The organism is Methylobacterium sp. PvP105 (assembly GCF_017876975.1).
Taxonomy (GTDB): Bacteria; Pseudomonadota; Alphaproteobacteria; order Rhizobiales; family Beijerinckiaceae; genus Methylobacterium; species Methylobacterium radiotolerans.
In genome coordinates, this window is record NZ_JAGIPA010000001.1 from 715,417 (window position 1) to 736,187 (window position 20,771).

At 71.5% G+C, this 20,771-nt stretch carries 22 protein-coding genes; 14 read left to right on the top strand and 8 right to left on the bottom strand.

Annotated features, from left to right (window positions below; translation table 11 throughout):
- Nucleotides 1–20 precede the first annotated feature (20 nt).
- Nucleotides 21–782, bottom strand: a complete 762-nt coding sequence (ubiG, locus tag J3A75_RS03475) for a bifunctional 2-polyprenyl-6-hydroxyphenol methylase/3-demethylubiquinol 3-O-methyltransferase UbiG (protein ID WP_070998280.1) — start codon at nucleotides 780–782, stop codon at nucleotides 21–23.
- A 225-nt stretch (nucleotides 783–1,007) separates the two neighbouring features.
- Between ubiG and J3A75_RS03480 the strand changes: the two genes are divergently transcribed.
- From J3A75_RS03480 to J3A75_RS03500, 5 genes are all read left to right on the top strand, one after another.
- Nucleotides 1,008–2,243, top strand: a complete 1,236-nt coding sequence (locus J3A75_RS03480; RefSeq protein ID WP_043072921.1) for an aspartate kinase — start codon at nucleotides 1,008–1,010, stop codon at nucleotides 2,241–2,243.
- A 187-nt stretch (nucleotides 2,244–2,430) separates the two neighbouring features.
- A complete protein-coding gene (ptsP, locus tag J3A75_RS03485) occupies nucleotides 2,431–4,692 on the top strand; it encodes a phosphoenolpyruvate--protein phosphotransferase (RefSeq protein WP_012317161.1) in 2,262 nt (753 codons plus the stop codon).
- A gap of 220 nt (nucleotides 4,693–4,912) precedes the next feature.
- Complete coding sequence (gene prfA / locus J3A75_RS03490) at nucleotides 4,913–5,998, top strand: peptide chain release factor 1 (protein WP_012317162.1); 1,086 nt, start codon at nucleotides 4,913–4,915, stop codon at nucleotides 5,996–5,998.
- Between the two features lie 8 nt (nucleotides 5,999–6,006).
- Nucleotides 6,007–6,906 (top strand): peptide chain release factor N(5)-glutamine methyltransferase, encoded by a 900-nt coding sequence (gene prmC / locus J3A75_RS03495; protein ID WP_029359054.1) that lies wholly within the window; start codon nucleotides 6,007–6,009, stop codon nucleotides 6,904–6,906.
- Nucleotides 6,907–7,326: 420 nt separating this feature from the next.
- Nucleotides 7,327–8,379, top strand: coding sequence for a DUF4167 domain-containing protein (locus J3A75_RS03500; protein ID WP_029359052.1), 1,053 nt, complete (start codon nucleotides 7,327–7,329; stop codon nucleotides 8,377–8,379).
- Nucleotides 8,380–8,448: 69 nt separating this feature from the next.
- Here the strand turns inward: J3A75_RS03500 and J3A75_RS03505 are convergent, their stop codons facing one another.
- The 4 genes from J3A75_RS03505 to J3A75_RS03520 form a co-directional block, all read right to left on the bottom strand.
- Complete coding sequence (locus tag J3A75_RS03505; protein ID WP_070998281.1) at nucleotides 8,449–9,210, bottom strand: hypothetical protein; 762 nt, start codon at nucleotides 9,208–9,210, stop codon at nucleotides 8,449–8,451.
- Nucleotides 9,211–9,221: 11 nt separating this feature from the next.
- Nucleotides 9,222–9,947, bottom strand: a complete 726-nt coding sequence (locus tag J3A75_RS03510; RefSeq protein ID WP_012317166.1) for an RlmE family RNA methyltransferase — start codon at nucleotides 9,945–9,947, stop codon at nucleotides 9,222–9,224.
- Nucleotides 9,948–9,957: 10 nt separating this feature from the next.
- Nucleotides 9,958–11,040: a Ppx/GppA phosphatase family protein gene (locus J3A75_RS03515; protein ID WP_070998282.1), complete on the bottom strand. Its 1,083-nt coding sequence runs from the start codon at nucleotides 11,038–11,040 to the stop codon at nucleotides 9,958–9,960.
- A 110-nt stretch (nucleotides 11,041–11,150) separates the two neighbouring features.
- Nucleotides 11,151–11,624 (bottom strand): response regulator, encoded by a 474-nt coding sequence (locus J3A75_RS03520; protein WP_012317168.1) that lies wholly within the window; start codon nucleotides 11,622–11,624, stop codon nucleotides 11,151–11,153.
- Nucleotides 11,625–11,938: 314 nt separating this feature from the next.
- Between J3A75_RS03520 and J3A75_RS36970 the strand changes: the two genes are divergently transcribed.
- The 6 genes from J3A75_RS36970 to adh all read left to right on the top strand — a co-directional run bounded on the left by J3A75_RS36970 (nucleotide 11,939) and on the right by adh (nucleotide 17,244).
- Nucleotides 11,939–12,718: a cold-shock protein gene (locus J3A75_RS36970; RefSeq protein WP_012317169.1), complete on the top strand. Its 780-nt coding sequence runs from the start codon at nucleotides 11,939–11,941 to the stop codon at nucleotides 12,716–12,718.
- A gap of 98 nt (nucleotides 12,719–12,816) precedes the next feature.
- Nucleotides 12,817–13,083: a hypothetical protein gene (locus tag J3A75_RS03530; RefSeq protein WP_012317170.1), complete on the top strand. Its 267-nt coding sequence runs from the start codon at nucleotides 12,817–12,819 to the stop codon at nucleotides 13,081–13,083.
- Nucleotides 13,084–13,244: 161 nt separating this feature from the next.
- Nucleotides 13,245–13,556, top strand: a complete 312-nt coding sequence (locus J3A75_RS03535) for a hypothetical protein (protein WP_012317171.1) — start codon at nucleotides 13,245–13,247, stop codon at nucleotides 13,554–13,556.
- Nucleotides 13,557–13,582: 26 nt separating this feature from the next.
- Nucleotides 13,583–15,076 (top strand): PepSY-associated TM helix domain-containing protein, encoded by a 1,494-nt coding sequence (locus tag J3A75_RS03540; protein WP_058607551.1) that lies wholly within the window; start codon nucleotides 13,583–13,585, stop codon nucleotides 15,074–15,076.
- The gene (locus J3A75_RS03545; RefSeq protein WP_012317173.1) at nucleotides 15,073–15,420 is read left to right on the top strand and encodes a DUF3325 domain-containing protein; all 348 of its coding nucleotides are present in this window, start codon (nucleotides 15,073–15,075) and stop codon (nucleotides 15,418–15,420) included. The genes J3A75_RS03540 and J3A75_RS03545 overlap by 4 nt, the downstream gene beginning before the upstream one ends.
- Before the next feature lie 300 nt (nucleotides 15,421–15,720).
- A complete protein-coding gene (adh, locus tag J3A75_RS03550) occupies nucleotides 15,721–17,244 on the top strand; it encodes an aldehyde dehydrogenase (RefSeq protein WP_012317174.1) in 1,524 nt (507 codons plus the stop codon).
- A gap of 79 nt (nucleotides 17,245–17,323) precedes the next feature.
- On the opposite strand, the gene J3A75_RS03555 is transcribed toward adh, so the two are convergent.
- On the bottom strand, nucleotides 17,324–17,617 hold the full coding sequence (locus tag J3A75_RS03555) for a hypothetical protein (RefSeq protein WP_012317175.1): 294 nt from the start codon (nucleotides 17,615–17,617) through the stop codon (nucleotides 17,324–17,326).
- Nucleotides 17,618–17,765: 148 nt separating this feature from the next.
- Between J3A75_RS03555 and J3A75_RS03560 the strand changes: the two genes are divergently transcribed.
- The 3 genes from J3A75_RS03560 to J3A75_RS03570 are packed head-to-tail and all read left to right on the top strand — an operon-like array spanning nucleotide 17,766 to nucleotide 19,070.
- Nucleotides 17,766–18,191: a DUF779 domain-containing protein gene (locus J3A75_RS03560; protein ID WP_012317176.1), complete on the top strand. Its 426-nt coding sequence runs from the start codon at nucleotides 17,766–17,768 to the stop codon at nucleotides 18,189–18,191.
- A 28-nt stretch (nucleotides 18,192–18,219) separates the two neighbouring features.
- Entirely contained in the window at nucleotides 18,220–18,633 is a 414-nt protein-coding gene (locus J3A75_RS03565) for a carboxymuconolactone decarboxylase family protein (RefSeq protein ID WP_012317177.1), read from the top strand.
- Nucleotides 18,630–19,070: a cupin domain-containing protein gene (locus tag J3A75_RS03570; RefSeq protein WP_012317178.1), complete on the top strand. Its 441-nt coding sequence runs from the start codon at nucleotides 18,630–18,632 to the stop codon at nucleotides 19,068–19,070. Before J3A75_RS03565 ends, J3A75_RS03570 begins: the two co-directional genes overlap by 4 nt.
- 4 nt (nucleotides 19,071–19,074) lie before the next feature.
- Here J3A75_RS03570 and J3A75_RS03575 read toward each other — a convergent pair whose 3' ends face one another.
- Together J3A75_RS03575 and J3A75_RS03580 are read right to left on the bottom strand one after the other, a co-directional pair.
- Nucleotides 19,075–20,127, bottom strand: a complete 1,053-nt coding sequence (locus tag J3A75_RS03575; protein WP_024827850.1) for a tetratricopeptide repeat protein — start codon at nucleotides 20,125–20,127, stop codon at nucleotides 19,075–19,077.
- Nucleotides 20,124–20,768: a thiamine phosphate synthase gene (locus J3A75_RS03580; protein WP_043072926.1), complete on the bottom strand. Its 645-nt coding sequence runs from the start codon at nucleotides 20,766–20,768 to the stop codon at nucleotides 20,124–20,126. The genes J3A75_RS03575 and J3A75_RS03580 overlap by 4 nt, the downstream gene beginning before the upstream one ends.
- Nucleotides 20,769–20,771: the final 3 nt, after the last annotated feature.

Below are 20,771 nucleotides of genomic sequence, written 5' to 3' on the forward strand. Positions count from 1 at the left end.
CGGCGGCGGACGCGACCGGTTCACGCCGACCGCTCGGCCGCGACCATGTAGTTCACCGCCTTGTCGCGGCCGGTGCGCCACCCGTCCGTGAGCGGGTTGTAGACGACGCCGACCGTGTCGGTGACGTCGAGGCCGCCGGCCCGGATCGCGCGGGCGAGCTCGTCCGGCGTCACGAACTTCTCCCAGTCGTGCGTGCCGCGCGGCAGCCAGCCGAGCACGTACTCGGCGCCGACGATGGCGAGCGCGAAGGAGCGCAGCGTCCGGTTGAGGGTGGCCCCGAACAGCATGCCGCCGGGCTTCACCGCCGCGCAGGCGGTCCGCACGAAGGCCGGCATGTCGGAGACGTGCTCGACGACCTCCATGATCAGCACCGCGTCGAAGCTCTCGCCGCCGGCGACCACCGCCTCGATGGTCTGCCCGCGGTAATCCACCGGCACCCGGGCCGCCTCGGCATGGGTTCGGGCGACCGCGACGTTCTGCTCGGCCGGGTCGAGCCCGGTCACCCGGGCGCCGAGACGGGCCAGCGGCTCCGAGAGAACTCCGCCGCCGCAGCCGACGTCGCAGATCGTCAGCCCGTCGAGCGGGAAGGGGGCTTTCGGGTCGCGACCGAAGCGCCGGCAGAGGGCGTCGCGGATGTAGGCGAGCCGCACCGGGTTGAACCGGTGCAGGACGCGCATCGGGCCGGTCTCGTCCCACCACGTGGCTGCGAGCGCGTCGAAGCGCGCAACCTCGGCGCGGTCGACGAAGCCTTCCGTGACCCGGTCCGTGGCTGACCTGTCCATCGTGTTCCGTCCTCATGCCGGCGGCCGGGATCCGCCGCGCGGTTTCGTGGCTGCGTCGTGCCCGCGCTCTAGCACGGCGATCGCCCGGAAGTCGCCGCGGCGCGCGGGCGCCATGCTTGGCCGGTTGTTGACACTCCCCCGGGCCGCTTGTACCCGCCGGGCACCGTCCGGACGGGGCTGCAGCGGCCCGTTCAATCGCCACCGGGAACCCGCGACCGAGAGACCATGCCCCGTCTGGTGATGAAATTCGGCGGCACCTCCGTCGCCAACGTCGACCGTATCCGCAACGTGGCGCGCCACGTCGCCCGCGAGGTCGCGGCCGGCTACGACGTCGCCGTGATCGTCTCGGCCATGTCGGGCAAGACCAACGAGCTGGTCGACTGGGTCAAGGACGCGAACCCGCTCTACGATCCGCGCGAGTACGACGCCGTCGTGGCGTCCGGCGAGCTCGTCACCGCCGGCCTCCTGGCGATCGCCCTGCAGAAGGACGGGATCAAGGCCCGCTCCTGGCAGGGCTGGCAGATCCCGGTCGTGACGTCGGACGCGCACGGCTCGGCCCGCATCGCCGAGATCGACCCGAGCAACCTCGAGGCGGGCTTCGCCAAGGGGGAGGTCGCGGTCATCGCCGGCTTCCAGGGCGTCCACGACGAGACCGGCCGGGTGACGACGCTGGGCCGCGGCGGCTCCGACACCTCCGCGGTGGCCGTGGCGGCCGCGATCGGGGCCGAGCGCTGCGACATCTACACGGACGTGGACGGCGTCTACACCACGGACCCGCGCATCGTCCCGAAGGCCCGCCGCATGGAGCGGGTGACCTTCGAGGAGATGCTGGAGATGGCCTCGCTCGGCGCCAAGGTGCTGCAGGTCCGCTCGGTGGAGCTCGCCATGGTCCACCGGGTGCCGACCACGGTCCGGTCCTCCTTCGATCCGCCGGACGCCGCGCGTCCCGGTACCCTCATCTGCGACGAGGACGACATCGTGGAACAGCAGATCATCACCGGGATCGCCTTCTCCCGGGACGAGGCGCAGATCACCCTGCGCAAGGTCAAGGACAGCCCGGGCGTCGCGGCCGCGATCTTCGGGCCGCTGGCCGACGCCAACATCAACGTCGACATGATCATCCAGACCGTGTCGGGTGACCAGTCGACCACCGACATGACCTTCACGGTTCCGTCCGCCGAGTACGAGCGTGCCCGGAAGATCCTCGACGAGGCCCGCGCGCAGATCGGCTACGCGCAGATCGAGGGTGCCACCGACGTGGTGAAGGTGTCGGCGATCGGCGTCGGGATGCGCAGCCACGCGGGCGTCGCCGCGAAGGCGTTCCGGGCGCTCGCCGAGAAGGGTATCAACATCCGCGCGATCACCACCTCGGAGATCAAGTTCTCCGTGCTGATCGACGCCGCCTATACGGAGCTTGCCGTGCGCACGCTTCACTCGCTATACGGCCTGGATCAGGCCTGAGCCTGGGACGCGGGTTCGAGCGGGGCGCGTGGTGTGAACTGAACAGTCACGGGCCGATCCGCCGATCCCAGAACGCCTCTGGGATCAGCGGTCCGGTCCATCCGGCGCCGGCCCGTCCCGGGTTTGGCGCCAAGGTTGCAGGGTGGTCGACGCCAAGGCCACTCACCGACGCTGGAACGACGAACCGATGCCCGCTGCGCCCGGAGGCCCGCGCCTGCTGCTGCGCCGCCTCCGCGAAGCGATGGCGGAGCCGGTCAGCCCCCAGGCGCGCCTCGACCGCATCGTCGTCCTGATCGCCGCCAACGTCGTGGCCGAGGTCTGCTCGGTCTACGTGCTGCGCGACGACAACACGCTCGAGCTGTTCGCCACCGAGGGCCTGAACCGCGAGGCGGTGCACCAGACCCGCATGCGCACCGACGAGGGCCTCGTCGGCCTCATCGCGCGCACGGCGGAGCCGCTCTCCCTCTCGGACGCACAGAACCACCCGGCCTTCTCGTACCGGCCTGAGACGGGCGAGGAGGCCTACCACGCCTTCCTGGGCGTGCCGCTGCTGCGCGCCGGCAACACGCTCGGCGTCCTGACGGTCCAGAACAAGACCTACCGCGTCTACTCCGAGGAAGAGATCGAGGCGCTCCAGACCACCGCGATGGTGCTCTCGGAGATGATCGCCTCGGGCGAGCTGGAGGGCTTGGCGCCGGACGCCGGCACCGCGGCCCGGCGCCCGGTCCTGGCCCGGGGCATCGCCCTCGCGGACGGGATCGGCCTGGGCTACGTGGTGCTCCACGAGCCCCGCGTCGTGGTGAAGACGCTGATCGCCGAGAACGTCGAGCGCGAGGTCGCCCGCCTCGACGCGGCGATCGAGGAGGTCCGCTCGGCGATCGACGCGCTGGTGGAGCGCGGCGACCGGATCGGCACCGCCGAATCCCGTGAGGTCCTCGAGACCGTCCGGATGTTCGCCCACGACAAGGGCTGGCTCCGCCGGATGCGCGAGGCCGTAGGCTCCGGCCTGACCGCGGAGGCCGCGGTCGAGCGGGTCCAATCGGACAACCGCGCCCGCATGATGCGGCAGTCGGATCCCTACCTGCGCGAGCGGCTGCACGATCTCGACGACCTCGCCAACCGCGTCCTGCGCACCCTGATCGGTCCCGAGGCGGCCGGCGCCCTGGTCCTGCCCGAGAACGCCATCCTGGTGGCGCGCACCATGGGGCCGGCGGCGCTCCTCGATTACGAGGCGTCGACCCTGCGCGGCATCGTCCTCGAGGAGGGCGGTCCGACGAGCCACGTGGCGATCGTCGCCCGGGCGCTCGGTATCCCGGCGGTGGGCGAGGTGGAGAACGCCGCCGCCCTGTGCGACGCGGGCGACGCCATCATCGTCGACGGCGTGGCCGGCGAGATCCATGTCCGGCCCGGCCCCGAGGTCGAGGCCGCCTACGCCGAGATGGTGCGCCTGCGCGCCCGCCGGCAGGAGCAGTACCGCGCGCTGCGCGACGTCCCGGCCCAGACCCGCGACGGCGTGCGGGTCGGCCTGCACCTCAACGCCGGCCTGCTGGTCGATTTCAGCCACCTGCAGGAGACCGGGGCCGAGGGAGTCGGGCTGTTCCGCACCGAACTGCAGTTCATGGTGGCGCAGCGCATGCCGTCGGCGGCCGAGCAGGAGGAGCTGTACCGCAAGGTCTTCGCGGCCTCGGCGGGCAAGTCCGTCACGGTCCGCACCCTCGACATCGGGGGCGACAAGATCCTGCCCTACATGGCCAAGCTCGAGGAGGAGAACCCGGCACTCGGCTGGCGGGCCATCCGCATCGGCCTCGACCGGCCGGCGCTGCTGCGCATGCAGTTGCGCGCGCTCCTCAAGGCCGCCGACGGCGACCCGCTCAAGATCATGTTCCCGATGGTCGCCACGGTGGACGAGTTCGTGCGCGCCCGCGGCATCGTCGAGCGCGAGAAGGCCTACCTGCGACGCCACGGCTACCGGCTCCCGACCGATTGCCGCCTCGGCGCGATGATCGAGGTGCCCTCGCTCCTGTTCCAGATCGACGAGATCGCCAAGGAGGCCGATTTCCTCTCGGTCGGATCGAACGACCTGATGCAGTTCCTGTTCGCGGTGGACCGCGAGAACCGGCGGGTCGCCGACCGGTTCGATCCGCTGAGTGTCGCGGCGCTGCGCGCGTTCCGGCTGATCGCCGAGCGGGCCAACGCGGCCTCCTGCCCGGTGACGGTCTGCGGCGAGATCGGCGGCCGGCCCCTCGACGCCATGGCGCTGATCGGCCTCGGCTACCGCCAGCTGTCGATGTCGCCGGCCGCGATCGGCCCCGTCAAGGCGATGGTGCTGAGCCTCGACGCGGCCGCCGTCGCCGAGCTCATCGACGCCGAGATGGCGCGGATGCACGACGGCGACTCCCTGCGCCCGGCGCTCACGGCCTTCGCGCACGCGCACGGCATCCCTATCTAAGCGCGAACGCGACCCTTGCCGAACATTCGGCCGGGGTTGTACGGCAACGCCACGACGATTTCGGTCGACGCGCCGCGGCTTCCGCTCTCGGACGGACGAGGCGTGGATTTGGGGGACGTCCTACCGGGTCCTACACCCTCGAAGCCACGCGTCTCCGTCCCCGGGACGAGACCCGCGCCCGGCCCGGAACGGCGCGCGCAGACCTGCAGAAACACGGGCGATGATCCCCTTTCCCACCGAGCGCCTCGACGCCATCCTGGCGCGGCACGACATCGTCACCGCGCAGCTCGCCTCCGGCGAGATCGATCCCGAGACGGTGGTCCAGCTCTCCCGCGAGCTGTCCGACCTCGACCCGGTCGTGGCGGCGATCCGCGCCTACCGCGCCGCGCTGGAGAACCTCGCGGGCGTCGAGGCCCTGATCGACGAGCCCGGCACGGATCCGGAGATGCGCGCGCTCGCCGCCGAGGAGAAGCCGGAGGCGCTGGCGGCGCTCGAGACCGCCCACCGGGCCCTCCAGCTCCTGCTCCTGCCCAAGGACGCCGCCGACGAGAAGAGCGCGATCCTGGAAGTCCGCGCCGGCACCGGCGGCGACGAGGCCGCCCTCTTCGCCGGCGACCTGTTCCGGATGTACGCGAAATACGCCGAGTCGAAGGGCTGGCGGGTCGAGGTGATCTCCGAGAGCGAGGGCACCGTCGGCGGCTTCCGCGAGGTGGTGGCCGAGGTGAAGGGACGTGGCGTCTTCGCCCGCCTCAAGTTCGAGAGCGGTGCTCACCGAGTGCAGAGGGTGCCCGACACCGAGACGCAGGGCCGGATCCACACCTCGGCCGCCACCGTGGCGGTGCTGCCCGAGGCCGAGGAGGTCGACATCCACGTCAACGACGCCGACCTGAAGATCGACACGATGCGGGCCCAGGGCGCGGGCGGCCAGCACGTCAACAAGACGGAATCGGCGATCCGCATCACCCACCTGCCGACCGGCATCGTCGTCTTCGTCCAGGAGGAGCGGTCGCAGCACAAGAACCGGGCCCGCGCCATGGCGCTCCTGCGGGCGCGGCTCTACGAGGCCGAGCGCAACGCCAAGGATTCGGCGCGCGCGGCCGACCGCAAGGCGCAGGTCGGCTCCGGCGACCGCAGCGAGCGGATCCGGACCTACAACTTTCCGCAGGGTCGCGTGACCGATCACCGGATCAACCTGACCCTCTACAAGCTCGAGGAGGTGATGGCCGGGACCGCCCTCGACGAGGTGGTGGACGCCCTCATCACCGAGCACCAGGCTGAGCTCCTGGCCGCCGAGGGCATGGCCTGATCCGCGCCGTGACGCCGGACGCGCTCCAGGATCTGTCGCGCCGCGAGGCGCTCCGCGCGCTGACGGCGCGTTTGCACGCCGGCGGCGTTGCCGAAGCCGCGGGCGACGCCCGGTTCCTCCTGCTCGGCATCCTGGGCCTGGAGACAAGAGACCTGCTGATCGAGGGGGGCCGGCGCCTGGGCCCAGCGGACGCTGCGTCCCTCGCGGCGGCGCTGGCCCGGCGGCTCGCCGGCGAGCCGGTCGCCCGCATCCTGGGCGCCTGGGAGTTCTGGGGCCTGCCGTTCCGGCTGGGGCCCGACACGCTCGTGCCGCGCCCGGACACCGAGATCCTGGTCGAGGTCGCGCTGGCGGCGCGGCCCGACCGCGCCGCTCCGCTCCGCTGCCTGGACCTGGGGACCGGGTCGGGCTGCATCCTGACGGCCCTCCTGTCCGAGCGACCCCGCGCCACCGGCGTCGGGCTCGATCGTTCCGAGGGCGCCCTGCGCGTTGCCCGGGACAACGCCGTCACGAACGGCGTCGGCGACCGGGCGCGCTTCGTGGCCGGTGACTGGTGCGACGCCCTATGGGGCTGCTTCGACCTCGTGGTCTCGAACCCGCCCTACATCGCCCGCGCCGTCATCGGGACCCTGGAGCGCGAGGTCCGCGGGCACGACCCGGCCGCTGCCCTCGACGGCGGTGCCGACGGCCTCGAGGCATACCGGCGGATCCTGGGCGGCGCGGGGGCGTGTCTCGCCCCGGGCGGCCTGCTCGTGCTCGAGATCGGCTACGATCAGGCGGCGGCCGTGACGGATCTGGCGCGCGCCGCAGGCTACCGCGCCCGCGGATTGACCCGCGACCTCGCCGGTCACGACCGGGTGCTGAGTTTCGATCGGCCGGAGGGTCTTTTTTCCGGCCACAGGGATGCCTAAGTCAGGGTCAACCATCCCGGCACCGAAAAATTGCTTGTTGCATCAACCGGGGAACGCTAGAGTCGGCTTGAAGATCGCGAACCGTCCGTTAAGACGGACGGCTGTAAGGTCGGTGGTGACCGTGGGTCGCCGGCTGGTTCGCTGATCCCCCTAGACCGTCGAACCAGAACGCGCCGGTGCCAGCGCGGCGGGACGACACATTCGAACCTGACAATCGACTGAGGATCGGCGGCTTTCACCGGGCGCCTGGTTCGAGGGATGGTCAGGCAGACGCGCGGACCGAAGAGCGGTCCCACGCGCGGCGCCGCCGGATGCGCTTGGCCGGACTGCGCCACGAGATCCGCCCGGGCGCCTCCGTAGACAGTCGTTTGCGTGAACGAGGGTCATTACAGACCGATGAGACCAAACCAGAATCGACGGATGCGCGGCCGGAATCGGCCGAAGGGTCCGAATCCGCTGACGCGCTCCTACGAATCCAACGGTCCCGACGTCAAAATCCGCGGCACCGCGCAGCACATCGCCGACAAGTACGCGCAGCTCGCGCGGGATGCTCTGGCGGCCGGCGACCCGGTGGCGGCCGAGAATTACTTTCAGCACGGCGAGCACTACTTCCGTATTGTCTCTGGCGCTCAGGACCAGAATCGCCCGGCCAACACCGGCGGCTATGCCAGTCGTCCGTACGACGATGACATGGACGAGGGCGACGACGACGCCCAGGGCAACGGCGGATCCCAGAACGGTCACGCCTACAATGGCTACGACGACAACGATCCCGGCCAGCAGCCGCAGCCCTACGAGAGCCGTCCGGACGGGAATCAGGACGGCCGCCAGGGCCGTGACCGGTTCCAGAACCGCGACCAGCGCCGGTTCGACAACAACGGTCGTCAGGACTACCGGCGCCAGGACCAGCCGCGTCAGGATTATCAGCGCCAGGACTACCAGCGGCAGGATTATCGCCAGGAGAACCGGCAGGATCGTCAGGACCGCCAGGATTACGGCCGTCCGGATTACCGCCAGGAGCGGCACGAGGGTCGGCCGGATCGCCAGGACCGTCCGGACAATCGGCAGGATGGCCGCCAGGACGCGCGTCAGGACAACCGTCAGGACAATCGCGGCGACCAGGGCCGCTACGAGAACGGGCGCGGCGATGCCCCGCGCGCCGAGGGCCGGCAGGAGACCCGTCCCGAGGCTCGCCCGGAGCGGGCCCCCCGTGCCGAGGCCGCGCCGCGCCGCGAGCGCCGCCGCGAGGCCGCGCCCGCGGCGGAGGCCGAGGAGCCCACAGGCCTGCCGGCCTTCCTGATGGCCCCCGCGCGCCCCGCGCCCGCGGTCGAGCCGTCGAGCGCTCCCGAGCCCGAAGCGGCGGCCGACGAGGCTCCGGCCGCCAAGCCCCGCCGCCGTCGGCGCCCGCGCTTCGAGAGCGCCGCGGACGAGGGCGGCGCGACCACGCCGGCGGCGGACGTGCCGACCGAGTGATCCGACATCCCGGATGAGACTGAAACGAGGCCGTTCCGGGAAACCGGGGCGGCCTTCTTCGTTCGCGGCTCAGCGCGCGGACCGCCGCGCGGCCTTCCAGTCCGGGTAGGCGTGCATGCGGTGGATCAGGCGGCGACGGGGGCCGATCTCGCCGAACGGCGCGATCTCCCAGTCCCAGGCTTCCGGCGCGGGCGGCAGCGCGATCCCGAACAGCAGGTCGGCGCTGTCGACGGTCCGGCCCGCCCGGTCTTCCTCGCGCTGCACCGTGTCGGTGATCAGGCAGACTCGCTCGGCGCGCCCGGCGAGCGCGTCGAACGCCGCCAAGTGAGTCTCGACGAGGTGCGCGCCGAGCCGCGGGGGCGCCTCGCGGCCCCGGGTCTCGTGGGCCTCGATCGGGAGGAGCGGGATCTGCGACAGCAGATTCGCCGAGACGATCAGGTCGGCCTCCGCGCAGAGCTCGGCCCAGGCCCCGGCGAGACCGGCGCTGATCTCCGCGGTCACCAGCGCGACGTTCGGATATCGGCGGGCGGCGAGGCGCGCCGGCCAGGGATGGACGGCGTCCACGAGGGTGACCCGGTCGAACAGGCGGGCGAGGGCGTCGAGCGGCACGTCGTCGAGCAGGCCCGAGCCCAGCACCACCGCGTGCCGGCGCTGCCGGGTCGCTCCGGCCGCCGCCGCGATCACGGACTGCGCCCGCGCGAGGTGTGGCGCCCAGGCCGCCCGGCAGCGGCGCGAGCGGGCGTGGAGCAGGCCGCTCTGGCGGACATAGCCGAGCCGGCGCAGGGGAAGCGGCGCCGGGTTGAGGGCGGACAGGGCCCAGGCGAGGAGCATCGCCGGGCGGCTCAGCCCTCGTCGACGGACGCCGCCCGGCCCGGCGCGCCCCGGTAGCCGGTCGCCAGGACGTAGAGCTCGCTCGAATCGGCCCGGCTCGCGGCCGGCTTGACGTGCCGGACCGTGGCGAAGTCACGCTTCAGATCGGTGAGCAGCGCGCCCTCGGTGCCGCCCTGGAGCACCTTGGCGAGGTAGGCGCCTCCGGGGCCCAGGATCTCGCGGGCGAACTCCGCCGCCGTCTCGGCGAGGCCGATGATCCGCAGGTGGTCGGTCTTCTTGTGACCGGTGGCGTTGGCGGCCATGTCGGACATGACGAGGTCGGCGGGGCCGCCGAGCATCCCGGTCAGACGGTCAGGCGCCTCGGGGTCGAGGAAGTCGAGGGTGATGAACTCGACCCCGGCCATCGGCTCGATCTCCAGGAGATCGATGCCCACGACGCGGCCCGTCGGCCCGACCACCCGCGCGGCCACCTGCGACCAGCCCCCCGGCGCGGCGCCGAGATCGACGATCTTCTGGCCGGGGCGCAGGAGCTTGTAGCGCTCGTCGATCTCCAGGAGCTTGTAGGCCGCCCGGGACCGGTAGCCCTCGCGCTTGGCGCGGGCCACGTAGGGATCGTTGAGCTGGCGCTCGAGCCAGCGCTTCTGGGACAGGGTCCGTCCGCGGCCGGTCTTCACCCGCTGCTTCAGTTCGCCCCGGACACCGCCGCCGGAACTCGCGCCGCCGCGCCGGTCGCTCATCGCGCCGCCCTCATCGGACCGCCTTCCGGTTCCAGACCCCGTCCTCCCGCATCATGTTCATCAGCAATCCTTCGCGCAGGCCGCGATCGGCGATGCGCAGGCGCTCCGAGGGAAAGGCCCGGCGGATCGCCTCGAGGATCGCGCAGCCCGCGAGCACGAGATCGGCGCGGTCGCGGCCGATACAGGGGTTGTCGGCGCGCTGCTCGAGCCGCGTGTCGAGCAGGTCGTCGATGGCGGTCGAGACCGCGTCGTCGCCCATCCACAAGCCGTCCACGCGCCGGCGCTCGTAGCGGGCGAGCCGCAGATGCATCGCCGCGATGGTCGTGACGGTGCCGGACGTTCCGAGCAGGTGAAAGTGCGGCGCCGTCGCCGCCGGGGCGGCCCGGAGCGCGAAGGCCGAGAGCTTCTCGGCCACCTCCTCGACCATGCCCTCGAACATCCGTCGGGTGACCTCGGCGCCGCCGTGGCGCTCGGCCAGCGTCACCACGCCCACCGGAAGAGAATCCCAGGCCCGAATCCGCAGAGTCGGGTCGGTCGACGGGTTGGCGGCCGCGCCGTCCAGCCACGCGATCTCGGTCGAGCCGCCGCCGATGTCGAAGATGATGACCGATTCGGCGAGCGGATCCGCGAGCGCCGCGCAACCCGTGACCGCGAGATAGGCCTCGGTCTGCCGGTCGACGATCTCGAGGTCGAGGCCGACGCCGCGGCGGACGCGCTCCACGAAGGCGGCGCCGTTCACCGCGAGGCGGCAGGCTTCCGTGGCGATGATCTTGGCCCGCTGCACCCCGCGCGCCTGCATCTTGGCCCGGCAGATCCGCAGGGCCTCCACGGTCCGCTCGATCGCCGCCTCGCTCAGGCGGTCGGACGTGCCGAGTCCCTCGCCGAGGCGCACGATCCGCGAGAACGCGTCGATCACGCGGAAGCCGTTGAAGGTCGGCTCCGCGACCAGCAGGCGGCAATTGTTGGTGCCCAGGTCGAGCGCCGCGTAGGCGGCGCGCCGACGATCACGGCCCGGTATAGGAGCTTGCGTCTGAAGCGGCACCGCGCCGGTCTGAATTCGGGACGGCGCGGCCGCGGCGGTCTCGTCCCTCATCGGCGCGGCCGTCGATCCTTCGGGTCGGCCTTGAGCAGCGCGCTCGGCCTTCGCTGATCTGCGACCCTACAGGCTCGGCGGCGAACTGCAATGTCCCATCGCGGTCGCGGTCAGGCCACGGCCTTCATCGCGCTGGCCCGGCGCGGGATCGGGCGCAGGAGGCTCTTCACCTGCGAGTAGGGGCGGGGCCGGTTGATCACCTCGTCCAGCCGCGACCACAGCGTCTTAGGCGAGAACGGCTTGGCGATGATCTCGTTGACGCCGAGCGCCACCGCCCGGTCGACCACGTTCCGGCGCGGCTGGGCCAGCATCAGGATGATCGGGATCGTGGGGCAGGGGGAAGTGGTCGGCGTCCGCGCCAGCCGGATGAACTCCTCGCCCGACAGGATCGACAGATCCCAGTCGATGATGCTGATGTCGGGCTTGCTCTCGGCGAGCACGCCGAGCGCCTCGGCCCCGTCCGGCGCCTCGAGCACCCGCTTGATCCCAACGCGCATCAGCATGTCGCGCACGATTCGGCGGATGTAGAGACTCTCGTCGACCACAAGAGCGGAGAGATCGGGGAAAGTCGGTGTCGCGATCATGGCCGGCCGAGTCTGCGGGGCGCGGGGCCGAGTGTAGCCGGACAGCCTTTGCGTTTCGCTAACGCCTTCCCTCGAATGGGAAAGGGCCGGCCCGGCGGCGGGGTCGGGTTCCGTTGTTTGCCGCAAGAAAGTAACGAAACGGGCGCCTCTGGGCCAAGAAGGTCCTTGCGGTCAAGGCCCGATTGCGTCAGGACTGGGGCGTTATTCTTGGTTACCGCGACCTGGGGTAATGATAGTGCGGGGCGTGGGCTGTCTGGGATGGCGCGCACGCGGTATTCGAGACAAGGGCGGCGGACGGTTTTTGCGAGCTTTCTATGGGACGTGGTCGTGATTTCAGAGGGCCGCAGAAGCGCGGCTTCGACGAGAGTGGCGAGCCGAGATGGCCTGATCAGGCTCCCCCCAGCGGCGGATACGGCGGCGGCGGTTTCGGCGGTGGCGGCGGTGGTTTCGGCGGGGGCGGTTTCGATCGCGGCCCGTCGCGTGGCGCGGCTCCGGTCGCGTCCGGGCCGGAGCGCGATGCGACGGTCAAGTGGTTCAACAAGGAGAAGGGCTTCGGCTTCGTCGAACTCGGCGACGGTTCGGGCGATGCCTTCCTCCACATCCGCGCTGTCGAGGCGGCCGGCCACGACGATCTGATGCCGGGCACCCGGCTGACGGTCACGACGGCCCAGGGCCAGAAGGGCCCGCAGGTCACGAGCGTCACCAGCGTTGACACCTCCACGGCCGAGGCGCCCGCGCCCCGGCGTGAGTTCCGCCCGCGCACCGGCGGCTACGGCGCCGGTGCCGGCGGCTACGGCGACCGCGACCGCGGTGGTTACGGCGGCGGTGGCGGCGGCTACGGCGGTGGTGGCGGCGGCGGTGGCCGTTTCGCCAGCGGCCCGTCGGTGGAGATGAGCGGCACCGTGAAATGGTACGATCCCGCGAAGGGCTTCGGCTTCGTCTCGGTCAACGACGGCGGCAAGGACGTGTTCGTGCACCGCTCGGCGCTGTCCCGCGCCGGTCTCGACTCGCTCGCCGAAGGTCAGCAGGTCACGCTCGGCGTGGTCGAGGGCCAGAAGGGCCGCGAGGCCCAGAGCATCAACGTCGAGGATTGAGGATCGCGCGGCGGCCTCTCTGCCGCCGCGATCCGCGCGAAGACTGCGAGGCGGCGGCTCCCTGCGGGGCCGCCGCCTTCCTCGTTTCGGGACGATCCATGCGCCGCCTGCTGCTGTCCACGGCCCTGATGTTGCTCGCGGGGAGTGCCTGGGCGGAGGACTTCACGGGCTTCTACGCCGGGATCAACGCGGGCTACGGATGGGGACACGCGCGCGACGGCCGTGCCGCCGGTCCGGTGCCCGGGTCCGCCGCGGCCTCGACCAAACCGGACCCCGGAGCCGACCTGCCGCCGAGCGCCCGGAACGCGGCCGTGGCAATCCGCAGGTCCGGACGCGACGGCGCACCGGGAGCCGCCGGCTTCTGAGACGAGGCTCCGAGCGCGGGAGAGCATCGCCGCGCGCGCGGCCGAGGTCCGTTCTAAACACCTCGTTTCACACTGGAATCGTTCCGGAACATAGGCGTTGCACCGCGGCCTCGGCCGCTGCTAGGTCCCGCCATGGGCTCACGGGAACGAGAGGTGGCGCCATGAGCGCCCGCACCATGCCGACGCTGGCCGATCGCGCGGCAGTCGCCGGGCGGGTGCTGCTCGCGACGCTCGGCGGCTACGCGGTCGCCGCCCTGGCGAGCGCGCTGCTGGCGCTGATTCTTCCCGTCCCGCGCGCCGAGGCGGTCTCGGCCGGAACGCTGGCGAGCTTCGCCATCATGGCGGGCGCGGTGATCTGGGTGTTCGCCGCCCCTACGCTCGGTCGCGCGGCCCTGGTCCTCGGCCTGATCGCCCTCCTGCTGGCCGGCGCCCTGTGGCTCGCCGGCGCCTTCGTGTCCGGAGCGGCCGCGTGAGCCCTGCCCGGAGCTTCCGCCAGGCGATGGCGTGGCTGCACACGTGGTCCGGCCTGGTGGTCGGCTGGGTGCTGTTCGCCATCTTCGTCACCGGTACCGCCAGCTATTACCGCACCGACATCTCGGACTGGATGCGGCCGGAGCTGTCCGCGGGAGCCCCCGATCCCGCCGCGGCGGCGACGCGGGCCGGCGCGTTCCTGCGCAGGACAATGCCGGACGCGGCCGGTTGGTCGATCAAGCTGCCGAACGCCGAGACCTCGGCCGTCGAGGTCTACTGGTGGCCGAACTTCAGCGGCCCGTTCCACCACGCGCTGCTCGATCCCGCCACGGGCGAGCCCGCGCGCGTCCGCGACACGCGCGGCGGCGACTTCCTGTACCGCTTCCACTTCGAGCTGAGCCTGCCGCCGATCTGGGGGCGCTGGATCGTGTCGGCCTGCGCCATGGTCCTGCTGATCGCGCTGATCTCCGGTATCGTGACGCACCGGCGCATCTTCGCCGACTTCTTCACCTTTCGCCGCGACCGCTCGGCGCAGCGTGGCTGGTTGGACGCCCACAACGTGGTCGGCGTGCTGGCGCTGCCCTTCCACCTGATGATCGTCTACACGGGCCTCGTCACACTGTCGGCGACGCTGATGCCCTGGGGTATGAAGGCCGTCTACGGCGACGACATACTGCGCTACTACGCCGAGGCCGGCCTCGCGACGCCGGGCACGGCCCCGGTTGGCCGTCCCGGCAGGCCGCTGCCGCTCGGCGAGATCGTCGCCCGCGCCGCGGCTGCCGGCGGCGAGGCGCCCGAGGTGATACTCGTCTCCCATCCGGGCGATGCCGGCGCCACCGTGACGGCGTATTTCGAGGAGCCGCACGGGCTCGCGCACCTGCATCCGCAGATCGCCTACGCGGCCGATACCGGTGCGGAGATCGCCCGGGTCGGCGAGGCCGGCGCGGCGACCCGCACCGGGGCCGTGATGGCGGGTCTGCACGAGGCGCACTTCGCCGCCGCGCCGCTGCGCCTCCTGTTCTTCCTCTGCGGCGTGATGGGTGCCGCCACGGTCGCGAGCGGCCTCGTCCTCTGGACGGTGGCGCGGGCGCCGAAGGGCGCGGATCCCGAGGGCTTCGGCCTGCGCCTCGTGCGATTCCTCAACCTCGGGACCATCGCGGGCCTGCCGGTGGGCCTCGCCGCGTATCTCCTCGCGAACCGGCTGCTGCCCGACGGGCTCGGGGCCCGGGCGGACTGGGAGGTGCGCGCGTTCTTCGCGGCCTGGGTCGCCGCCGCCCTCGCCGCGGCCCTGTATCCGCGGCAGCGGGCGTGGTCGCTCGCTCTGGCCGTGCCGGCCTGCGCCTTCCTGGCGATAGCCTTCGTGGACGCGATCCTCGTCGGCCAGCAGCGCTTCCTCGCCTTCGACGTCGCCCTGGTGGCCGTGGGCGTCACTCTCGGCGTCGGATCCTGGCTGGCGGCGCGGCGTAAGCTGGCGACCGCGCGCCCCGCCAAAGCCAGTCTGTCACGGACGGTCGAAGCATGACATCCGCCGCGCTGATCCTCAGCCTGCTCCTCAGCTTCTCGGGCTTCGCGGCCCTCGCCCTCAGCCTCGACCGGCATCACCGGGCCGCCTACCGCGTCGGTGTGCCGAAGGCGCGGGTCGGAAGCTTGCGGATGGCGGGCTGGTGCGGACTCGGCCTCTCGTTCGCGGCGGCCGTCGCGGCGGCGGGCTGGAATTTCGGACCGGTGCAGTGGATCGGATCGCTGACGGGCTCCGCCCTGGCCGTGGTGGCGATCGTCGCCTATCGGCCGACCTGGCTGCGGATTGCGGCCCTGGCGGCGCTCCCGCTCGCGGCGGCGACCGTTCCGCTCGCCCTGCTCGGCTGAGCGACGGGGCCGACTCTCGGCGCGCACGGTGATTCGGCCGTCCGAACGTCCCAAACGCCGCTCGTCGCGGGAGTACGGTCCGGGCTGGGAATTTTTGCCCGCTCGCGGTGACGGCGGGAAGCGCGTAGGATCGCCCCACTCGCGCACTGGCCAAAAGTCCACCTTGATTCGACAGGCCAAAAGCCATTGGCTGCGAACAGAGCGGAAGCGGATGCGGCCCCCACGATCGGTCGTCCGAGCGCCAGCTTAAGCCCAAGAGCCGCGGTTCGCGAGGCCGGGGCCCACGGAGGGAACATAGCCATGAACAAGCCGGAATTCCTCGGCGACTCGAAGGTCAAGTCGCCCTTCTCGGCCCGCTACGACAACTTCATCGGCGGCCAGTGGGTCGCCCCTGCGGCCGGCCGCTACTTCGAGAACACCTCGCCGATCACCGGCAAGGTGGTGTGCGAGGTGGCCCGGTCGGACGCGCAGGACGTCGAGAAGGCCCTCGACGCCGCCCACGCGGCCCGGGAGGCCTGGGGCCGCACGGCGCCGGCCGAGCGCGCCCGCATCCTCCTCAAGATGGCCGACCGGATGGAGGAGAACCTCGACCTGCTCGCGCTGGCCGAGACCTGGGACAACGGCAAGCCGATCCGCGAGACGACTCACGCCGACATCCCGCTGGCCATCGACCATTTCCGATACTTCGCCGGCTGCGTGCGGGCGCAGGAGGGCTCGATCTCCGAGATCGACCACGACACGGTTGCCTACCACTTCCACGAGCCGCTGGGCGTCGTCGGCCAGATCATCCCGTGGAACTTCCCGATCCTGATGGCGGTGTGGAAGCTCGCCCCGGCGCTCGCCGCCGGCAACTGCGTGGTCCTGAAGCCGGCCGAGCAGACCCCGGCCTCGGTCCTGGTGCTGGCCGAGATCATCGGCGATCTGCTGCCGCCGGGCGTGCTCAACATCGTCAACGGTTTCGGCCTCGAGGCCGGCAAGCCGCTCGCCTCGTCGCCGCGAATCGCCAAGATCGCCTTCACGGGTGAGACGACCACCGGCCGCCTCATCATGCAGTACGCGTCGCAGAACCTGATCCCGGTGACGCTGGAGCTCGGCGGCAAGTCGCCGAACATCTTCTTCGCTGACGTGGCGAACGAGGACGACGACTTCTTCGACAAGGCCCTCGAGGGCTTCACGATGTTCGCCCTCAACCAGGGCGAGGTCTGCACCTGCCCGAGCCGCGCGCTCGTGCACGAGTCCATCTACGACCGGTTCATGGAGCGCGCGGTGAAGCGCGTCGAGGCGATCACCCAGGGCTCGCCGCTCGATCCGGCCACGATGATCGGCGCCCAGGCCTCGGGCGAGCAGATGGAGAAGATCCTCTCCTACATCGACATCGGCCGCCAGGAGGGCGCGCAGCTCCTCACGGGCGGCGAGCGCAACGTCAAGGACGGCGAGTTCGCCGAGGGCTTCTACGTGAAGCCGACCGTGTTCCGCGGCCACAACAAGATGCGCATTTTCCAGGAGGAGATCTTCGGGCCGGTCCTGTCGGTCACGACCTTCAAGGACGATGCCGAGGCGCTCTCCATCGCCAACGACACGCTCTACGGCCTCGGCGCCGGCGTCTGGACCCGCGACGGGACCCGCGCCTACCGCTTCGGCCGGGCGATCCAGGCCGGTCGCGTCTGGACGAACTGCTACCACGCCTACCCGGCCCACGCGGCCTTCGGCGGCTACAAGCAGTCCGGCATCGGCCGCGAGACCCACAAGATGATGCTCGATCACTACCAGCAGACCAAGAATATGCTGGTCAGCTACTCGGCCAAGAAGCTCGGGTTCTTCTGAGTTTCTTCCCGGGTCAATTCCCGAGACAACTTCAGCCCCGGCCGAGAGGCCGGGGCTTTTTCGATCCCGGATCGCGCGGTCAGTAGAGGCCGAAGCCGTAGCCCTCGAACGGCGCGTTGACGATGGAGCCTGGAGCCAGCGGCCCGGCATCGCCGCTGACGCTCGGCACGTCGTCCGGCGGGCCGTCCCAGCCGACCACGCCCATCGGGTTATCGGGAGTGACGTTGGGATTCCCCGCGACGCGCCACGCGTGCTGCACGAACAGGGGGTGCTCGCGGGGTTGAACGCGCAGGACGAGCGGCTCGGCGGCGGCGGGCCCTGCGAGACCGGCCACGGCCAGGATGAGGCAGGCAGCGCGTGTGCGAACCGACATCGTGCGGGCTCCTGATCGGTCGGGCGGTGTCCGCCGCCCTTCGGCGACACAACGCGCGACGCGACCGTTCGGCGCCGGCATCCGGCGCGATGCGCAGTGGAAACCGGCCGGGAACACAGCATATTCAGACATCGACAGGGAGGACGGCATGACTTCGGACCAGGTTATCGACGCCAACGTCGCCGAGCAGGCCGGCGTCGACGGGACACCCCTGCGGGTCACCGCCACCCCGGCGGCGCTCGCCCTGATCGATGAGCTGAGGCGCGAGTACGGTCCGGTCATGTTCCACCAGTCGGGCGGCTGCTGCGACGGCTCCTCGCCCATGTGCTACCCGGTGGGCGACTTTCTGGTGAGCGACGGCGACGTGAATCTCGGCACGGTGGGGGGCGCGGACTTCTTCATCAGCCGGTCGCAGTTCGAGGTCTGGAAGCACACGCACCTGATCCTCGACGTGGTGCCGGGCCGCGGCGGCATGTTCTCGCTGGAGAACGGCCGGGAGAAGCGTTTCCATATCCGCTCGCGCCTGTTCTCCGAGGCGGAGAACCGTGCGCTCGAGGGCGCGTGCAAGCTCTGAGGACGGGCTGAGCGGGGAGGCGATTGCCGTGGCGACCGTGAAACTCTGGTCCGATGCCGAGGCCGACGCCGACGCGCGCGTCAGCGCGGTCTTTGCGGACATCCGGGCGACCCGGGGATCCGACGTCGTCAACAATTTCTGGCGCGGCCTCGCCAACGATCCCGCGCTGCTCGAGCGGACTTGGTCCGCCCTGAAGACCGTCATGGGGCCGGGGACCCTCGATCCCCTGACCAAGGAACTGGTCTACATCGCGGTCTCGATCGCCAATGGCTGCCCGTACTGCATCCACTCCCACACCGCGGCTGCGCGGGCCAAGGGCTTGACGGAGGGCCAGCACGGCGAATTCCTGGCGGTGGTCGGGATGGCCAACCAGACGAACGCGCTGGTCAACGGTATGCAGATCCCCATCGATGCCGCCTTCAGAGTGGAGGAAGGTCCATGAGTTCCGCGTCCGGCACGGAGAAGCAGGGGTTCCGGGTGGTGCACGAGAGTGCGCCGTTCCGCGGCAAGCAGGGACACATCTACCGGCCGGCGATCTCGGCCGAGGCCGTGGGTTCGCGGGCGCTGCACATGCAGCTCCTGGAGATCCCGCCCGGTGAGCGGGCCCACGCCCACAAGCACGAGCACCACGAGACGGCGATCTACGTGCTGTCGGGCGTGTCGGGCTGCTTCTGGGGGGAGCGGCTGGAGAACCACGCGATCGCGGGCGCCGGCGAGTTCGTCTACATCGCCGCCGACGTGCCGCACCTGCCCTACAACCGCAGCCAGACGGAGCCGGTCACGGCCGTGATCGCCCGGACGGACCCGAACGAGCAGGAGAGCGTCGTCCTGCTGCCGCACCTCGAGGCGGGCGTCGACTGGTCGAAGGCCGAGGCCTAGCGTCTCAGCGCTGCTCGATCCGCTCGTTGGCGAGACGCTCCGCCCGGGTGCGCTCGTCGGCCGAGAGACCGGAGAGGGTCTGATCGAGCCACGCGTCGGACAGGCCCTGTCCGGCGGCCGCGAGGTTCCAGGCGGCCGCCTCCACGGGGTTCTTGGCAACGCCGCGGCCCACCGCGTACAGCCGCGCGACGCGGTTCTGCGCGATGGCGTTGCCGCGCGAGGCCGCGTGCAGGAAGTACCGGGCGGCCGCACGCTCGTCCTTGGTGACGCCGGTGCCGTTGAAGAGAAGGATCGCGTACTCGACCTCGCTGGCGAGATCGCCGTTGTCGGCGCCGCGCCGGAACAGCTCCGCGGCCTTCGACGGATCCTTCGGCACGCCGCGCCCCTGCAGGTAGAGCACGCCCAGGTCGTGCTGGGCCGGGCCGATCTCGGCGTCTGACGCCTTGCGGAACTGCGCGGCGGCCGCCGCCTCGTCGGCCGTGGCGCCGGTGCCGATCAGGATCAGGCCGAGATTGTAGGCCGCGGTCGGTGAGCCGTGGGCCGTGGCCTGCTCGAGCCAGCGCCGCCCGGCTTTCGGGTCCTTCGGCATGCCGCGACCGTCGAGGGCCATCAGCCCCAGGGAGGCCATGGCGGACGCGTCGTTCTGCGCGGCCGCCAAGCGATACCAGTCGGCCGCCTTGACCGGATCCTGCTTCACGCCGAGGCCCTGATTGTACAGCTCGCCGAGCAGCGTCATGGCGGCGGCATCCTTCGGATTCGCCTCGATGCGCTTCGTCGCCTCGCGGAAGGCGGTGACGTACTGGCCCTTCTGATAGGCGCCGTAGGCAAAGTCCGGTGGCTGGCCGCCCGCTGGCGGCACGGCGCCGCGCGAGTAGTTCGGCGTGTAGGGGCTCGGCAGTTCCGGCATCGGCGTCTTGCCGGTCTGCGCCGCGGGCCCGATCGCGCCGGGCGCCGCGGTCCGGGCCGGATCGGCCGGTCCCGAGGCCGCCCAGGCCGGCAGCGCCAGCAGCGCCGCGCCGGCGACGGCCGCCAGACGACGGACGTCGCGGCCTCTCACGCCTCGGACTCCCGGACGGCGCGCTGGGCCCGCTCGACCGCGCCCGGATCCGGCAGCCAGAGGCCGCTCTCCAGGCCGACGAACTCGGCACCCGTCGCGGCGAGAGGCGCGATCTCATCGGCGGCAGCCGCCACCGCGATGCACGGTGTCTCGAAGATCTCGGCCCACCACGCGGCGCGGGCCCGCACGGTCTCCGCCTCGGGCGCGACGCCGTCCGGGTACAGACCACCGAACATCAGGTAGTCGATCCCGGCCTCGCCGGCCTCCATCGCGCCGTGCTTGGTCTCGAGGCCGCCGGCGCCGAGGATTCGCCCCTCCCGGAGCCGGCCGCGCAGGTCCTTCAGGTCGCGCGGCTTGTCGACGTGGATGCCGTCGGCGCCGCCCCGGATCGCCACCGCGGCGAGATCGCCGGCGAAACCCGGACAGGCGACGACCAGGGCCGCGCCGCGCTCCTGCACGAGCGGAGCGACCGATTTGACGCGGGCCGTCAGCCCGCGCTCGTCGGTGGCAGCCAGCCGCAGAATCACGGCGGCGACATCGCCGGCTTCGCACGCAACCTTCAGGGCCGTCACGAAAGCGGCGATGCCATCCGCTTCGAGACCGTGCGGTCCGAGCAGGGCGAGACGGGCGCTATTGCTCATCGA

Coding starts and splice junctions, on each gene's coding strand:
- ubiG (WP_070998280.1), bottom strand. CDS start 782: ATGGACAGGTCAGCCACGGACCGGGTCACGGAAGGCTTCGTCGACCGC.
- J3A75_RS03480 (WP_043072921.1), top strand. CDS start 1,008: ATGCCCCGTCTGGTGATGAAATTCGGCGGCACCTCCGTCGCCAACGTC.
- ptsP (WP_012317161.1), top strand. CDS start 2,431: ATGCCCGCTGCGCCCGGAGGCCCGCGCCTGCTGCTGCGCCGCCTCCGC.
- prfA (WP_012317162.1), top strand. CDS start 4,913: ATGATCCCCTTTCCCACCGAGCGCCTCGACGCCATCCTGGCGCGGCAC.
- J3A75_RS03500 (WP_029359052.1), top strand. CDS start 7,327: ATGCGCGGCCGGAATCGGCCGAAGGGTCCGAATCCGCTGACGCGCTCC.
- J3A75_RS03505 (WP_070998281.1), bottom strand. CDS start 9,210: ATGCTCCTCGCCTGGGCCCTGTCCGCCCTCAACCCGGCGCCGCTTCCC.
- J3A75_RS03510 (WP_012317166.1), bottom strand. CDS start 9,947: ATGAGCGACCGGCGCGGCGGCGCGAGTTCCGGCGGCGGTGTCCGGGGC.
- J3A75_RS03515 (WP_070998282.1), bottom strand. CDS start 11,040: ATGAGGGACGAGACCGCCGCGGCCGCGCCGTCCCGAATTCAGACCGGC.
- J3A75_RS03520 (WP_012317168.1), bottom strand. CDS start 11,624: ATGATCGCGACACCGACTTTCCCCGATCTCTCCGCTCTTGTGGTCGAC.
- J3A75_RS36970 (WP_012317169.1), top strand. CDS start 11,939: ATGGGACGTGGTCGTGATTTCAGAGGGCCGCAGAAGCGCGGCTTCGAC.
- J3A75_RS03530 (WP_012317170.1), top strand. CDS start 12,817: ATGCGCCGCCTGCTGCTGTCCACGGCCCTGATGTTGCTCGCGGGGAGT.
- J3A75_RS03535 (WP_012317171.1), top strand. CDS start 13,245: ATGAGCGCCCGCACCATGCCGACGCTGGCCGATCGCGCGGCAGTCGCC.
- J3A75_RS03540 (WP_058607551.1), top strand. CDS start 13,583: ATGGCGTGGCTGCACACGTGGTCCGGCCTGGTGGTCGGCTGGGTGCTG.
- J3A75_RS03545 (WP_012317173.1), top strand. CDS start 15,073: ATGACATCCGCCGCGCTGATCCTCAGCCTGCTCCTCAGCTTCTCGGGC.
- adh (WP_012317174.1), top strand. CDS start 15,721: ATGAACAAGCCGGAATTCCTCGGCGACTCGAAGGTCAAGTCGCCCTTC.
- J3A75_RS03555 (WP_012317175.1), bottom strand. CDS start 17,617: ATGTCGGTTCGCACACGCGCTGCCTGCCTCATCCTGGCCGTGGCCGGT.
- J3A75_RS03560 (WP_012317176.1), top strand. CDS start 17,766: ATGACTTCGGACCAGGTTATCGACGCCAACGTCGCCGAGCAGGCCGGC.
- J3A75_RS03570 (WP_012317178.1), top strand. CDS start 18,630: ATGAGTTCCGCGTCCGGCACGGAGAAGCAGGGGTTCCGGGTGGTGCAC.
- J3A75_RS03580 (WP_043072926.1), bottom strand. CDS start 20,768: ATGAGCAATAGCGCCCGTCTCGCCCTGCTCGGACCGCACGGTCTCGAA.